Annotated in this window: 11 protein-coding genes and 1 pseudogene; 4 read left to right on the top strand and 8 right to left on the bottom strand. The window is 71.4% G+C overall.

Going from position 1 to position 14,367, the window contains the following annotated elements:
• Positions 1-135: 135 nt before the first annotated feature.
• Positions 136-417, top strand: a pseudogene (locus tag ACH34S_RS07930) (DUF4419 domain-containing protein); the annotation flags it as partial.
• Positions 324-935 (top strand): DUF4419 domain-containing protein, encoded by a 612-nt coding sequence (locus ACH34S_RS07925; RefSeq protein WP_395951786.1) that lies wholly within the window; start codon positions 324-326, stop codon positions 933-935. The pseudogene ACH34S_RS07930 and the gene ACH34S_RS07925, both read left to right, overlap by 94 nt.
• Positions 936-1,460: 525 nt before the next feature.
• Here ACH34S_RS07925 and ACH34S_RS07920 read toward each other — a convergent pair.
• The 4 genes from ACH34S_RS07920 to ACH34S_RS07905 form a co-directional block, all read right to left on the bottom strand.
• The gene (locus ACH34S_RS07920) at positions 1,461-2,027 is read right to left on the bottom strand and encodes a hypothetical protein (RefSeq protein WP_395951785.1); all 567 of its coding nucleotides are present in this window, start codon (positions 2,025-2,027) and stop codon (positions 1,461-1,463) included.
• A 111-nt stretch (positions 2,028-2,138) separates the two neighbouring features.
• Positions 2,139-2,777 carry a 4Fe-4S single cluster domain-containing protein gene (locus tag ACH34S_RS07915; protein ID WP_395951784.1) on the bottom strand — a complete coding sequence of 213 codons (639 nt, stop codon included), beginning with the start codon at positions 2,775-2,777 and terminating at the stop codon, positions 2,139-2,141.
• Entirely contained in the window at positions 2,774-4,132 is a 1,359-nt protein-coding gene (locus ACH34S_RS07910; RefSeq protein ID WP_395951783.1) for a hypothetical protein, read from the bottom strand. The genes ACH34S_RS07915 and ACH34S_RS07910 overlap by 4 nt, the downstream gene beginning before the upstream one ends.
• Positions 4,129-6,393, bottom strand: a complete 2,265-nt coding sequence (locus tag ACH34S_RS07905; protein WP_395951782.1) for a serine/threonine-protein kinase — start codon at positions 6,391-6,393, stop codon at positions 4,129-4,131. Before ACH34S_RS07905 ends, ACH34S_RS07910 begins: the two co-directional genes overlap by 4 nt.
• A gap of 277 nt (positions 6,394-6,670) precedes the next feature.
• Between ACH34S_RS07905 and ACH34S_RS07900 the strand changes: the two genes are divergently transcribed.
• Both ACH34S_RS07900 and ACH34S_RS07895 read left to right on the top strand, forming a co-directional pair.
• Positions 6,671-8,068, top strand: a complete 1,398-nt coding sequence (locus tag ACH34S_RS07900) for a DUF4419 domain-containing protein (protein WP_395951781.1) — start codon at positions 6,671-6,673, stop codon at positions 8,066-8,068.
• Positions 8,069-8,142: 74 nt separating this feature from the next.
• Entirely contained in the window at positions 8,143-8,559 is a 417-nt protein-coding gene (locus ACH34S_RS07895; RefSeq protein ID WP_395951780.1) for a hypothetical protein, read from the top strand.
• Here the strand turns inward: ACH34S_RS07895 and ACH34S_RS07890 are convergent.
• The 4 genes from ACH34S_RS07890 to ACH34S_RS07875 are packed head-to-tail and all read right to left on the bottom strand — an operon-like array spanning position 8,549 to position 14,362.
• Positions 8,549-9,823: a hypothetical protein gene (locus ACH34S_RS07890; RefSeq protein ID WP_395951779.1), complete on the bottom strand. Its 1,275-nt coding sequence runs from the start codon at positions 9,821-9,823 to the stop codon at positions 8,549-8,551. The genes ACH34S_RS07895 and ACH34S_RS07890 overlap by 11 nt on opposite strands.
• A 2-nt stretch (positions 9,824-9,825) precedes the next feature.
• Entirely contained in the window at positions 9,826-11,214 is a 1,389-nt protein-coding gene (locus ACH34S_RS07885) for a transaminase (protein WP_395951778.1), read from the bottom strand.
• The gene (locus tag ACH34S_RS07880; RefSeq protein WP_395951777.1) at positions 11,211-13,418 is read right to left on the bottom strand and encodes a N,N-dimethylformamidase beta subunit family domain-containing protein; all 2,208 of its coding nucleotides are present in this window, start codon (positions 13,416-13,418) and stop codon (positions 11,211-11,213) included. Before ACH34S_RS07880 ends, ACH34S_RS07885 begins: the two co-directional genes overlap by 4 nt.
• Positions 13,415-14,362, bottom strand: a complete 948-nt coding sequence (locus ACH34S_RS07875; RefSeq protein WP_395951776.1) for an LLM class flavin-dependent oxidoreductase — start codon at positions 14,360-14,362, stop codon at positions 13,415-13,417. Before ACH34S_RS07875 ends, ACH34S_RS07880 begins: the two co-directional genes overlap by 4 nt.
• Positions 14,363-14,367: the final 5 nt, after the last annotated feature.

Genomic DNA, 14,367 nt, shown 5'->3' with positions numbered 1-14,367 from the left:
GGATAGGCGCGTTATGGCTGACCATCGCGCTGGACCGGGACCTCGCGATGTTGCCGGCGGCTGAAGACCCGCAACGGCTCCTCACTCCTTAGCGCGGGAGCGGGTGCAGTCCGGTGATGGTGTCCTTTCGGGTCGATGATGTGGTGGCGGCTACCGAGCCATTTGCCCACGGTGCCGTTGGGTGAGCGGTTCATGGATGCGCTGGTCGTGGGTGGCGATCCGGGTGTGCCGGTGCTGGAGAACGACGGCGTTCATCCGCTGCTCGGTGCCGTGGGGCATGTGTTCGGCGGGCATCGTCCGCTGGTCCTGTCGGCGCTGGTGGTTTGGCTGACCATCATGCAGGGCTTGGCGCAGCATGTGCGGCTGCATGCCGAGGCATTGCGCCCGCGGCGGGTGGCCCACTCCGGCAAGGAGCGGCTGGAGGTGGTGGTCCTGCGGTTGCCCGAGGATTCAGCCGCTTCTCCACCAGCACCGACGTCGAGCGGGTGGCGGGACGGATCGCGCTGCTCGATGTGTACTCGCCGTACTTCTCCGTGTGGATGCGTTACGTGTGCGGGATCTCGTCCATCACCCTGACCGGGACGGGCGAGGACTGGCGGAAGATTTGCAGCCGGGTGGACGTGATCTCCTCGTTCGGCCTTGAGACCTGGTGCCGGTCCCTTGCGGCGATCTGCGACCAATTCGTCCGGGCTGCGGCGGGTGACGTGGACATCGCCTTCTGGCGGCGCATCTACAACCCGATCGACGCCTACGGCGGAAAGGTGATCACTGGTTGGGCCGCGCGGTTCTATCCGTATCTGGAAGGCGTCGGCGGCGAGGCCAAGCCGCGTGCCGGCCGTGGTGTCCCGGGTGAGGGTCAATGTCAACGACCGCGTCAACCACCTCAACCGGGTCGTGGCCCTGCACGCGGGATCGGTCGGCGTCGCCCAGGATGAGGACGGTGCGCTGCGGACACTGGGCGATGATCGAGCACGCCGCCGAGTTCAACCGCCTCGTCACGGACTTCGTTCGGAACGCTGCCGCGACCGCCCCCTGAGACGGGGACCTGATCTGAGTAGGCGAATGAGAGGAGTACCACGCTCGTAAGGACCATGAGCGCGACGGCCACCCATTCACGTGAGCCGTCCGGGCCGTATACCCGGCTGGGACGTCCGACGTCGACGGCCTTGGTCTGCGCTCCGACGCGCAGCGCGTCGCGGCCCGCGCCGTGGAGGGAGACGTCGGTCCGGTGGATTTTCCGGTTGCGGACGTGAACTCGCCCTTCCAGTTGCAGCTCTCATGGGCCCGAATGTCGAATGCACTGCAATTGCCGCGCTGTGAACACGCCCGGCGTCCCTTCGGCGCTGGCGGCGCGAAAGGCGGGACGCACGTTCGGAATGGCCAGGTAGAGCAGATAGCCTGCCACGAGGATCAAGACCACGGTCAATCCGTGGGAGCGGCGCCGGCGGGCCATCCCGACTTCACCGCCCGGAAACGACGGCGCAGGTGCACAGCAAGCGACCGTGCTCGGAGGCGCGCGGTCGCCGGTGGAGCAGCATCGCCACTACCATCCGCATGAAGACGATCGCGTTGTAGAACAGGTGGAGTTCGACCTGTGGAATGAGAAGCTGGATGATGCTCGTCGGGACGGGACGGCTGGCGATGTTGTTCCCGGTGAGCGCCTGCAGAAGCAGTAACAGGTGCTCGAAATGGTGCCAGACCTGGATCAGCAGGGCCGCGTTCCACCAGGCCCTCGATCTGCCGACGAATCCGGGGCGCAGCATGATGAGCCCGGCGAGCATCAGGAGCGCGTAGCCGTAGTGCATCCACTCCGACGTGACGAGCCACGGGAACGGCATTCCAAGCACGCCCCGCGATTCCTTCAGCAGCCAGCCGAGCGCGTAGATCTGAATGGCCTGCGCGATGTGCTCGGCCCAATGCGCAATGACGATCACGAGGAAGAAGCCCAGGGCGGCGCGGTGATAACGCTGATTGAGCGGCCGCAGTCCCGCTCCGAATCGACCTGCCGACGCGGTTTCGGTCGCCATGTCCCCGGGTCCTTCCCACGTTGACTCATCCCGCGTTTTGATCCAACACCTGCGCGGAGTGGGGTACTACTCGGAGATTGCCCTCCACCTTGGTCGCGGTTCTGGCGGGTGTCAGGCGCGCCAGGTCGTCGTGGTGAAGGTGATGCCGGTGCCGCTGAGGTGGTCGGCTATGCGGTCCATCTCGCCCGGCCGGGGGACGCCGATGAACCAGAGGCGGTCGCCGTCCTGGACGGCCTGGAGGCGCGGGCCGCCCGGCGGCATGGTTCGGTAGCGGTCCTCGCCGAGCGGGGTGAGCGGCACCAGCCGCTGGTTGGACGATCCGCGCCACGGCTCGTCGGTGGCGCGGCGGGCCACGTACGGGCCCGCCAGCACCGCGTCGCACAGGGCCAGAATCCGGCGGGCGGACGCGTCCCGGCGCAGGCGGTTCAGCGGATATCCCGAATAGACGAGGATGTCGATCGGGCGTTCGGCGCGCCATTCGTGGATGCCGTCGAGGAGTTCCGCCACCGCCTCCGGCTGCTGGAAGGGCTCGCCGCCGGAGATGGTGACGCCCGTCGCGCCGTCCACCGAATCGAGCCATTCCAGCACGGCGGCCACCGTGACGCGGGAGGCGGACTCCGTGGCCCAGGTGTCCCTGGCGACGCAACCGTCGCAGCCGATGGTGCATCCCTGAACCCAGATGCCGACGCGCCGGCCCGGACCCAGAGTCGTCACCGGATAGTGGATCCGGTTGAGGAGAAGGCCGGTCATTGCGGCTTTTCCCGTTCCCGGGCCTTGGGCTTGCGACGGGCCCGTGCCGGTGCCGCGCCGCCCTTCGTGACGGGAACCTGGTCGCGTTCGCCGGGCCGCAGCTCCATCCGGGTGCCGACCTGAACGCCGTCGCCGGCGAGCCGCTCGCGCACCTCCTCGAAGGCGTCGCACCAGTCCTGCTCGCGTTCCAGGTCGACGCGGCGCGCGTCCTGGCCGTCGCGCTGCTCGGTGCGGAACACCATCGAGCGGAGCTCGCCGCCGTCGAGGACGAGCGCGACGGCGTGTTCCGGCCAGTCGTCGCGGGACAGCTCCAGGCGGCCGTTCGCGCCGGTCAGCGTCGTCACGTCCGCGGACACCTCGAAGCCGAGATCGTCGGCGGCGGCCAGCACCGCCTCGCGGAGGTACGCCTGCTCGGCGGCGGCCTGGATCCGCGCGCAGCGGTCCAGCGCCCGCGCCCGCAGCGCGGGATCGAGTGCGCGGCGCCGGGCGACCACGTCGGAGAGCTCCTGCTTGAGCGCCGCGCCTTCCTGGTCGGCGGCGTCCGCGAGGGCCTGGAGCATGACCGCCGCGTCTTCGGCGTCAGAGCGCTGGGTGGCGGCCCGCGTGTCCGCGACGTCGACCCGCTGCCGCAGATCGGCGAGCCGGGTGCGCGCCTCGCCGAGGTCGCGGACCAGCGCCTTCTCGGCGGCGCGCCGGATGGCGGTGAGATCCTCGGCGGCGACGTCGGCGGGCAGGCGCGCGACGATCCGGGCGACGTCGGCCGACAGCGACTCCGGATCGGCCGCGCGCGAGGACGCCGCCGGACGGGCCCCGGGCTTGGCCCTGGGCTTGGCCGCGGCGCGCATCGCCTCCGCGACCTTCTCGGCGGAGAAGATCTCGGGCTGCGCCTCACCGGGCCGGACGATCCGCCACGCCTCGGCCAGGTGCCGTCCGATCTCGATCGCGGCGGCCTCGGCCAGCCACGACTCGACCTCGGCGATCGCCTCGTCGGCGCTCGCGCACCAGGCGGCGAGGTCGTCGATCTCGCAGGCGAGCCGCATCGGGCCGGGCAGCGAGCGCGGGGCGGCGCGTCCGGTGCCGGCGGTCACGGCCGCGCACTCGGCGGCCAGCACCGCGATGCGGGCGTTGCGGTCGATCACGCGAAGCGCCGCGCTCTCCCACTCGGAGTTGCAGTCCTGCCGCCGCTGCCATTCCGCCTGACCGGCCTCCAGGCGCTCGCCGAGCGACGCCATCGCCCCGCCGGCCGCCTCCGTGAGGGCCCCGGCGGCCCGCGCCGCCAGGACGGTGCCGCCCGCGGCCAGGACGACGGCGCCCCCGAGCAGCACCCCCACCTCGTAGATTCCGGCGGCGCTCATTCGCCCTCCAATGCCTTCCGCCTCTCGCCTTCGTGCCATCGCGTCCAGCCCGTCCAGCGCGAGTACGTCCACCCGCCGTAGACCGCCGCGACGACGAGCGGCACCAGCGGCGGGAACACCTTCGTGAGGACGCTGAGCACGACGGCCGTCAGGACGATGATCAGGCAGCCGGCGCAGCCGCCGTTGTCGCCGACGACGTCCCCGGCGCGCCCGCCCAGCACACCGACCTTCTGCAGCAGCGAATGGCTCGGGTGGTACATCGCGCCCATGACGACGGCCAGCGTGACCTCCGTGCCGACCTGGAAGATCAGCACCGCCATGGCCACCGCCATGGCGATGTCGCCTTTGCCGGAGAACGCCGACAGCAGGAGGAAGCCCGCCCAGACGGCCGCCATCAGGAGGCAACCGGCCACGGCGGCCGCGACCGCGGCGGGCCGTCCGCCGAGGCGGTCCGCCTCCCGCTGCTGCCAGCGCATCATGCGCTCCTGCTCCTGGCGCTGCCGGGCGGCGATCTCCCGGTGCAGCCGCCCGGCCTCCTCGGCGGCGGCGGGCAGCGCCTGCCGCACGACCAGCAGCCCGGTCGCGTCGTCGTCGGCGGCGGTCTCGCGGGCCAGCTGATCGAACCAGGGGACGGGGACGGGCAGCGACTCCCGGCCCGCCGGGATCTGCCCGGCCAGCCTGGCCTTCGCTTCGTCGGCGTCCAGCGCGATCAGCAGCAGCTCGGCCTTGACCTCGGTGGTGTGCTCGGCCGTGAGCCGCGGATGGCGTTCGCGTGCCTGGACGGTGCGGTCCCGCCAGCGGCGGGTGACGTCGTCGAGCCTGGTGTTGACCTCGCCCAGCTCGACCCCGCCGTCGCATTGGGCGAGCGTTGAAAGGACGTGGTGCTCGGTCAGGTCTTCCACCACGCGCCGCGATCTGCCGTGCCGGTCGGCGGTGGGGTCGAGCGCGGCGGCGGCCAGCGCGCCCAGGCTGCCGGTGGTGATGGCGCCGCCCGCGTAGATGGGCGGCATGCGCGGGTTCAGCCAGCGCAGAAGCATCAGGAGGCGGACGTCGGCCGGGAGCTGGGCCTCCATCTGGTCCAATAATTCGTCGCGCGCCTGGACGTCGTGAATCCGGGGGTCGTCGAACTGCCGGAGCCAGGCCTTCAGCGTTTCGCGGGCGGCCCCGCCGCGGACGAAGTAGCGCTCGGCGGTCTCGTCCCAGCGTTCCGCCATCGCGGCCGCGAGTTCGGCGCGGTCCGTATAAAGCTGCTCGCCTAACAGGAAGGGCTTGAGCTCCGAGCCCGCCAATGGCGAATCGGCGCTTTCATGAACCGGCGGGGAACCTCCAGAGAGCCATTCCGCCACTTCCTCGCCGCCCCAGCGGTCGTCCGGGTCGCGGACGAGAAGCCCCCGGCAGAGGAGCCGCAGCCGCTCGTCCTCGACCCCGGACACGTCGATCGGCCGGGAGGCGAGGTGCAGCATCACCGCTTCGGGAACCAGCTCGGCGAAGGGCGGCTCACCGAGCGCGAGTTCCCGCACGATCATCCCGAGCGACCACCAGTCGCGCATCACCGAGACGAATCCCGCGAAGGTCTCCGGGGCCGAATAGGCGAGAGTGTGACCGGCGGTGGAGAACATCGCGGTCTGTTTCACGTAGCGGCTGAGCCCGAAGTCCGCCAACGCGAGCCGCAGCGGCTCGCGCCCCCGCAGCAGAATGTTCTCCGGTTTGAGGTCCCGGTGAATGACGCGATGCTCGTGCAGGACGGTCAGCCCCTCGGCGACCTGCCGCACGACCTCGGTGATCATCTCCGGTGCGCCGCCGCCCCGCCCTTCGTTCGCGAGGTCGCGGAGCGTCCCGTGCGGCAGGTACTCCATGACCTCGAACGCGCGCCCGCCGGCCTGGCCGGTGTCGCGCAGCCGCACGATGTGCGGCGAGCGCACGCCCCGGAGCGTCTCCCACATCTCGCGGTTCGGCGTGATCCCGCGCCGGTAGAGCTTGAGCACCAGCTCCTCGCCCGCGTCGTCGCGCACCCGCAGCATGTCGGCCTCGGCGCCGGACGCGTCCAGCTCCGCGACGATCTCGAACCGGGCCGCGAGCTCGGGCGGCAGCGTCAGCAGCGACTCCGCCCTGGCCACCGGAACGTCTTCGCGCCGCGTCCTCCCGGCCTGGTCCCCGCCGTCTTCCGCCGGCGCGGCGCCGGCGTCGGCTCCGCCGATCGGATCCAGCGAGGTCGCCGTGGTCTCCCGTCGCGTTTCCCCCGACTCGGCGGGATCCTGCATCGTCTCGACCCCCTGGGAGCACCAATGAGGACACGCCTTAGTACGGGACACACAAATGCTAGCCAGCCAGGGCGACTCGTTGCGAGCACGCGCCCGAACTCCTTGGCCGCCATCGGCCCCGGGCCCTCGCCGTGGAGCCCCGGGAGCGGGTTACAGTCCGGTGATGGTGACCTTTCGGGTCGATGATGTGGTGCCGGCCACGGAGCCATTGCCAACGGTGCCACTGGGTGAGCGGTTTACGGATGCGCTGGTCGTGGGTGGTGATCCAGGTGTGCAGGTGTTGGAGAACGACGGCGTTCATCCGTTGCTCAGTGCGGTGGGACATGCGTTCGGCGGGCATCGTCCGCTGATCCTGTCGCCGGACGCGGTTTGGCTGACCATCATGCAGGGTCTGGCGCAGCATGTGCGGCTGCATGCCGAGGAATTGCGTCCGCGGCTGGTGGCCCACTCCGGCAAGAAGCGGCTGGCGGTGCGGGTCCTGCGGCTGCCCGAGGATTCAGCCGAATGGCGGGACGTTGTCGAGAAGTTCGGCAAACTGCTCTTGGCGGAGATCAACGACGCCGTCGAATTCGACTGCGACTTCTCCACCAGTACCGACGTCGAGCGGGTGGCGGGACGGATCGTGCTGCTCGACGTGTACTCGCCGTACTTCGCCGTGTGGCTGCACGTCGTGTGCGGGATCCCGGCCATCACCCTGACCGGCACGGTCGAGGACTGGCGGAAGATTCGCAGCCGGGTGGACACGATCGCCTCGTTCGGCCTGGAGACCTGGTGCCGGTCTCTCGCGGCGATCTGCGACCAGTTCGTCCGGGCCGCGGCGGGTGACGTGGACATCGCCTTCTGGCGGCGCGTCTACAACCCGATCGACGCCTACGGCGGAAAGGTGATCACTGGTTGGGCCGCGCGGTTCTATCCGTACCTGAAAGGCGACGGCGAGGTCACCAGGCCCAATCCGCTGCTGGACCTGCCGATCGGCGAACCCCGCGACGTCGCGCCCGACCCGAACGGGCACTATGACGGTCCGGGGATCAGAAGCAGTGGTGTGCCGGCCGTCGTGTCCCGGGTGAGGGTCAATGTCAACGACCGCGTCAACCACCTCAACCGGGTCGTGGCCCTGAACGCGGGACTGGTCGGCGTCGCCCAGGACGAGGACGGGGCGCTGCGGCCGATGGGCGGCTGGTACCTGGCGCCGGCGACGGTCGAGATCGACGACGTGATCGACCGGATCGTCCGCGACCACCAGACCGATCCGCCGGTGCCCCTCGGCTGGGGGTTCCAGGCGTCCGCCGAACTCGCGGCGCTCTTCCGCCGCATCGGCTCGGGCACGATGTTCGACGGCGCTTGGCGGCTGCTTCCCGCCGCGGACCACGGCATGATCTGGCGCCGCGTGACCCCGGGTCTGATCAGATCGATCATCGACCTCGCCGACGGCAGGAGCCTCTGCGCCGCCATCGACTTCGAGACCTCCACCTCCCACTGGATCGTCTGCCGCATCGAGCGGGCCGACGACGAACCCATGCAGAGGAACGCATGCCGGCTGCTGGACGACCCCGCGGACATCCCGGTCTACGGAACCTCGCTCGCACTGCTCCTGGACGCCGCACTGGACTCCGGCGGCGACATCTCCCACCTGGAGACCTGCCGTCTCGACCAGCTCGACGGAACGTCCACCTGAATCTCGGGTGGATGGAGAATGGCGGGATGTATTGCTTGCGGACGGTGGCCGGCGGCGGGCCTGTGCCTCGGCGGGTGACCGAGACCATTGCGGAGGCGCGGGTTATTTCTGTCGGGCAAGGGATTTCGCTTTTGCCGTTGACCGGTGCCTTGCTTGACGAGGTGGTTGAGCTCGACGGGGACTGGAAGGTGCCTGCAGATTTCGGACGTGTGCTGGCGGACTGCTCGGCGACGGGGCCGGTGGCCTATGTCGAGGCCGAGTATTTCGGCGGGACGGGGAGCCAGGCCGCGCAGGTCTGGGACGCCGGTGAGATCGTCCTCGGGCCTTTGCACGTGGCCGAGGGGGAGCGGTGGCCGGAGGCCGGCAGCCCGATCTCCCAGGCGCTGCGGCGGCTCGGCGTCGACAAGGGCGAGCACTTCGACGAGTTCGACGCGGTCGGGCTCGGGCGTCATCGCGACACGGGCGGCTGGCTCTCGCTGTTCAGCGAGTGAGGGCGGTTCTCGCTATGGCGCGGATTTCCTCGTCAGTGAGGAGACGTCCTAGCCGGGCGAGTTCCGCGTGGCACTGCTCTGTGATGGACGGGAGCAGGGCCGGGGCTGCTTTGACGCCCAGGCGGTGCAGGGTCGCTGCGATGACGCGCGGGCCGCTCTGAGGTGTAACGGGAATTCGGCGCTCGTTGCCGAACAGGGTCGGTTCCACGCAGTTGTGCATCAGCGGGTCTACTTCAGATTCGAGGACGACCCAGTCGCCGCCGCCCCAGCAGAACGCGTCCGGGCCGGTGATGGGCTGGTTGGTCGCCGGGTGGTGGCCGGTCAGTTCCGCGGCCGTCCGGGACAGTTCTGTCAGTGTGGCGAGGCGGATGCCCGTGTCCACGCCGTACAGCGCCTCGAAGGCCGCTGCGGTCGCGGCGAGGTCGGCGTTTCCAGGGCCGCCGCAATAGCCGTTCACCGATGACTCGATGACGGTCGCTCCGGCCCGCGCCGCGCTCACGGCGCAGGCGACGCCCAGGCCGAATGTGTTGTGCGGGTGGAGACCGATTTCCAGGTGCGGTGCGGCGGACTTGGCCGCTTGAACGAGGTGTCCGAATGCTTCGGGGCCGAGTGCGCCTGGGCCGTCGAAGAGGGTGATTTCGTCGGCGCCTGCGGCGGCCATGGATTCTGCGGTTTCGGCGAGTTCCTCTTCCGTCAGGTAGGACACCATCGTGGCGGCTACTGCGACCCGCAGGCCCTGGGTACGGGCGTGGGCGACGATCTCGGCCGCCTGCGCGATGACCTCCGCCCGGGAGGCCGGGACGGGCCCTCCGTAGATGCCCGCAGCCGGGCCGAACGCGGGGACGGCGATCTGCACGCCGTCGAACCCGAGGTCGCGGGCGAGGTCAACGCCGTCCGTTGCGGATATGAATGGGCAGTACACGACGCAGTTCGGTTGCTCCCGTTTGACCAGCGCAATGTCGGCTCGGACGGCGTCGTGCCCGGAGGGCGAGCGCGGCGGGGGCGCGAGGACGATCTCCGGAACCCCGGAGCGGGCGAGGAGCCGCAGGAACGCGGTCTTCGCCTCGCGGGTGGTCGTGACGCCGGGCAGTGACTCGATCGCCCGCATGGACGTGTCGCGGAGCCGGACCCGCTCCGGCATCACGCCGGTTACTGCGGTGTCGCGGTTCGCGGGGGCCACCGACCAGCGGCCCGGTTCGTAGGCGCCAGGGGTTCTCGAACGGTTGATGTCCGCGCGGAATCGTTCGAGCTGGCCTTCGTCCATTGCTAGCGGGTCTTCTTGCCCGTGAGTGCGCCGATCGCCTCGGCGAACAGCGCGCCGTGCAATTCCACATCGGACTCGGCCGTCATCGGCGACATCAGCGCGGCACCGCTCATGGCGTTGAGGACGACGCCGCGGTTCGCCAAATACAGCCACAGTGCGGTGCGGGCCGCGGAGCCGACGCGCGGGTAGAGCTGTCCGGCGTTGCGCGGCGGGGACGGGGTGAAGGCGTAGGAGACGCGGCCGCCGAGCCGCCCGACGTGCCACGGCAGGTCGTGCTCGGCGATGACCGCCGCGACGTCGCGTTCGTAGCGTCCGGCCAGGCGGCTCATGTGGGCGTAGTTCTTGTCAGTCATGACCTCGGTGAGCACCGCGCGCATGGCGCGGGCGGCCAGCGGCCCACCCGCCATCGTGCTGCCGAGGCCGCCGTCGCCGTGCTCGGTGTAGCGCTCCGCCGCGGCGGCCACCTCGTCCGACATCCCGTACAAGCCCGCCGGGATGCCGCCCGCGATCGACTTGCCCATGGTGATCAGGTCGGGTTCCAGGCCGAGCTCGCGGGTGCAGCCGCCCGGACCCGCCGGGATCGTCTGCGTCTCGTCGATGATCAGCAGCGTGCCGGTGCGCCGGGTGAGGTCGCGCAGGGCGGTGTGGAAGCCCGGCTCCGGGCGGATCACCGCGCCGCCGTTGGTCATCACCGGTTCGGCGAGCACGGCGGCGACGTCGCGCGGGGCGAGGGCGCGTTCGAGCGCGTCGAGGTCGTTGAACTCCACGACCTTGGTCGTCTGGCGGACGTCCACGCCGTTGGGGTGGACGCCGGGCTCCGGTGCCACGGCGCCGTCCGGCTCCAGGACGACCCCGGCTTGTTCGAGCGAGCCGTGGTACGCGCGGTGGAAGACGAGGATCTTCTGCCGTCCGGTGGTGACGCGGGCGAGGAGGAGGGCGAACCGGTTGGCGTCCGTCGCGGACACGGTGAACTGCCAGAAGGGCAGGCCGAAGCGGCGCGCCAGCTCTTCGGTCACGGCGACGTGGTCCTCGCCCGACCAGAGGGTGACGCTTCCCTTGTCGAGCTGGTCCCGTATGGCCGCGACGACGGCGGGGTGGTCGTGGCCCCAGAGCGCGGCCGTCGCCGCCAGCCCGAAGTCCGCGTACTCGTGGCCGTCGGTGTCGTACAGGCGGGCGCCCACCGCGCGGTCCACCACCAGCGGGACGGGCGGCGGGAACTGGCTGATCCAATGCTGCGGCGTGCCGTGCAGCTGGGAGCGGCGCGCCCGCTCGCGCAGCGCCGCCGCCCGTGGCCGGGCCTCGATCCATCTGGTGCGTTCGGCGTCCAGCAGTGCGGCGAGCCGGTCGGGGTCGATTCCCGGCGGCACCGGACGCGGTCGATCGCTCGTCATCGTTCTCCCCGGGTGGCGTTTCGCGGTTCAAGTGGTGCTGGGTCTAGGAAGCGGCGCAGGACGTTGCCCGTCACCTGGGCGACGGGGTTGGCGTATCCCTTGGCGCCCAGTGCCGTGCACCAGGCGATCGAGCCGGTGCTGAACACCGCGCCGCCGTTCGGGTACTCGAAGAACGCCAGATCGGCGCGGACGCGCGGCTCGACGGTCCCGCCCAGCCGCGAGTTCGACTGGAACACCTCTTCGACCGCGAGCTGGTAGGCGTCGCTGAACCCGTCGGCCGTGGCCAGGACGACGGTGTGCGGCGGGGAGCCGAGAGCGGCGTCCACCCGGTCGACCTCCATCCCGGCGGCGCCACCGCTGACCAGCGCGTCCGCCTCGATGAGGCCGTCCACCCCGGAGAGCGCGAACGCACCGCGCTCGTCGCCGGCCGGCGGGGCGGGGGAGTAGGGACGGCCCTTGCCGCGCCCGCCCTGCGCGGCGAAGCCGACCCCGACGTGCCGCTGCGGCGCGCGGCCCCGGTGCCGCCACAGCCCGCCCGCCTCGCCGGTCGTGCTCAGATGGGTCTCGCCCGGCGGGACCTCCCAGCCCCTCGTCCCGGTGTGGGCGCGGCGGATCTCGATCACGTGCGGCTGCTGCGGCGACACCCCGGTCACCCAGTAGAAGCCGTTGCCGCCCAGGTACATCACCCGCCCGCCGCCCGCCAGGTACGCCTCGTGCGCGTCGAGCATCGGCGCCGTGTAGTACTCCGGGTGCGAGCCGGTGAGGACGACGTCGTACCCGGCCAGCGCGGCCACGCCCTCCGCGTGCAGGTCGTCGTCGCAGACCACGTCGTAGCCGATGCCCTCGTGTTCGAGCCAGTCGAGCAGGCACAGGTCGGCGCTGAGGTTCCACGGGCCGAACGAACTGATGTAGTCCGGCGTGAGGGTGGTGAGGGGGCGCAGCCGCGAGGCGTAGTAGCAGCCGCTGCCGTCGCGGTGGAAGTCGTACAGGCTGCACACCTTGTGGACGGCGGACCACTGGTGCTGCTCGGTCGTGGGGTAGTCGAGACCGTCCGGGCCGAGCTTTTCCAGGTTCGTGTGCGAGTTGGCGTAGGCGAGGTAGGTGAAGGTGGGGAGGAGCACCGCCACCCGGGACGTCGTCGTGCCGCGCGGCGGACGGACGAAGAACGGGATGCTCAGGCTTTCGTCCCCGGCCCGCAGGCGGAAGGCGTAGGCGCCGCTGCGCAGGTCGTCCGGCAGGCGCAGGGTGACCTGCGGTTCCCAGCCCGCGTCGGTGAGGTCGTCGTCGTGGACGTGGATCGCGTCGTACTCGTCCGGGGCGAGCCGGAAGTCGATCTCCCGGCCCGTCCAGTTGGCGCCGGGTACGCCGCGGACCGGCGTGTTCACGGCCTCGGCGGTCAGCCCGTGCGGACCGGCGTCGGGCACCATCACGCCGCCCGCGTCCTGGCCGGGACGCCAGCGGGCCAGGACCGGCAGGCCGAGCCGCTCGGGGGCGGCGGTGGCGAGCGCGGCCTCGTCGGCCGTCCCGGCGCGGATCGTCGGACGGTCGATGCGGCCGTTGAAGCATGCGCCCGCGGTCGCCGCGTCCGTCCACCAGGCGCCGATCTGGAGCGGGATGCCGGTCGCGGAGGCGTCGACGCCGCCGGACGCCGCCGCCGACGCACGCCATGAACCGACCGGCCACTCCGGCACCGGGACCTGAACCAGGGTGACCCCCTGGGGGCCGAAGGAGGCGGCGACGAACGTCCAGCGGCCGGGCGGGATCGCGGTGCCGGTGGCGGCGACCGGCTCGGCGCCGCCGCCCGCCCATGCCGCGAGCCGGTCGTCGCCGGTGAGGCCGAGCGCCCAGCCGCGACGGCCGGTGGCGTCGCGGCGGGCGATGACGGCGCGCGGCTTCCCGCCGGCGGGCATCGTCGGCGTGATCCACGCCGTCACGGTGAAGGCGCCGATGTCGAGCGACGGGTGCGCGGGCGCGCGCAGGTACGAACCGGGCCGCAGTGGCTGGACGCGTCCCGCCCGCGTCTCGAACGGTATGCCGACGCGCTCCTCGCGCACTCCCGGGCCGCGCGGATCGTCCGCGCCGTGCACGAGCCGCACCAGCTCCACCTGGTAGCCGGACGTGGCGCTCACCATCAGCCGGACCTCGTCGCCCGCCGCGACGCTGAGCGGGTCGACGTAGCCGAGCAGGGTGGGCCCGGCCGTCATGCGGGATGGTTCGGCGCGGCGGCCGGCGCGGGCACCAGCTCGCCGAACGCCTCAAGCTGGTCCATCCGGTCGTACATCGGGTAGAGGACCAGCTCGTCCACTCCCGCGTCGAACAGCTCGCCGAGCCGCTGGGCGCAGTGCTCCGGCGGGCCGAACACGGCGACCCGGTCGGCCATCCCGGCGGCGTCGTAGACCGGGTTCCCGCCGAACGCCCGGTCGAACGCGGGGATCAGCCGCTGCCGCGCCTTCTCCACGGTGTCCTCGACCGCGATGTAGAGGCTCCTGGAGATGGTGAACCCGGCCGGGTCGCGTCCCTGGTCGGCCAGCTCCCGCTTGACGAATTCGAGCTGGTGAAGGAAGTCGTCCATACCGGCGGGCGCGGCGCCCGTCCATCCGTCGGCGATGCGCACGGCGCGGCGCAGGGCGGGCTCGGCGCGCGCCCCGATCCAGATCGGCGGGCCGGGTCGCTGCACCGGGTCCGGCTGCGACCGGATGCCGGAGAACGAGTACAGCTCACCGTCGTAGCCGGCCTCGGTGCCGCTCCACAGCGCCCGCATCACGCCGATGCCCTCGACCAGCCGCCGGACGGGCCGGTCGGTCGCGATCCCCAGCGCGGCGAGGGTCTCCCGGTGGTAGTCGTTGCCGACGCCGACCCCGACGATCAGCCGCCCGCCGGACAGCTGGTCGATGGTGGCCAGCTCACGGGCCTGGACGGCCGGGTTCCGGCGCCCGGAGTACAGCACGCCGATGCCGAGGCGGAGCCGCTCGGTGACCGCGGCCAGGTATGACAGCACGTGCAGGCCGTCGAGCGAGAAGTTCGCGGTGCTGAGGGTGTCCTGCGTCCAGATCGCGTCGAACCCCAGCTCCTCCGCGCGCCGCGCGAACGGCACCAGCAGTTCCGGATCGTTCGGCGCCCCGACGGAGAGCCTCGGACCACCCGGCACGACCC

It is taken from the genome of Actinomadura sp. 3N508, assembly GCF_044326375.1.
GTDB lineage: Bacteria > Actinomycetota > Actinomycetes > Streptosporangiales > Streptosporangiaceae > Spirillospora.
The sequence above is the reverse complement of the archived record's forward strand: the minus strand, read 5'-3'. Positions and strand labels throughout refer to the sequence as shown.

Excerpts from the sequence above, each read along its gene's own strand:
- ACH34S_RS07880 (WP_395951777.1), bottom strand. The coding sequence starts at position 13,418 with ATGACGGCCGGGCCCACCCTGCTCGGCTACGTCGACCCGCTCAGCGTC.
- ACH34S_RS07905 (WP_395951782.1), bottom strand. The coding sequence starts at position 6,393 with ATGCAGGATCCCGCCGAGTCGGGGGAAACGCGACGGGAGACCACGGCG.
- ACH34S_RS07910 (WP_395951783.1), bottom strand. The coding sequence starts at position 4,132 with ATGAGCGCCGCCGGAATCTACGAGGTGGGGGTGCTGCTCGGGGGCGCC.
- ACH34S_RS07890 (WP_395951779.1), bottom strand. The coding sequence starts at position 9,823 with ATGGACGAAGGCCAGCTCGAACGATTCCGCGCGGACATCAACCGTTCG.
- ACH34S_RS07915 (WP_395951784.1), bottom strand. The coding sequence starts at position 2,777 with ATGACCGGCCTTCTCCTCAACCGGATCCACTATCCGGTGACGACTCTG.
- ACH34S_RS07920 (WP_395951785.1), bottom strand. The coding sequence starts at position 2,027 with ATGGCGACCGAAACCGCGTCGGCAGGTCGATTCGGAGCGGGACTGCGG.
- ACH34S_RS07885 (WP_395951778.1), bottom strand. The coding sequence starts at position 11,214 with ATGACGAGCGATCGACCGCGTCCGGTGCCGCCGGGAATCGACCCCGAC.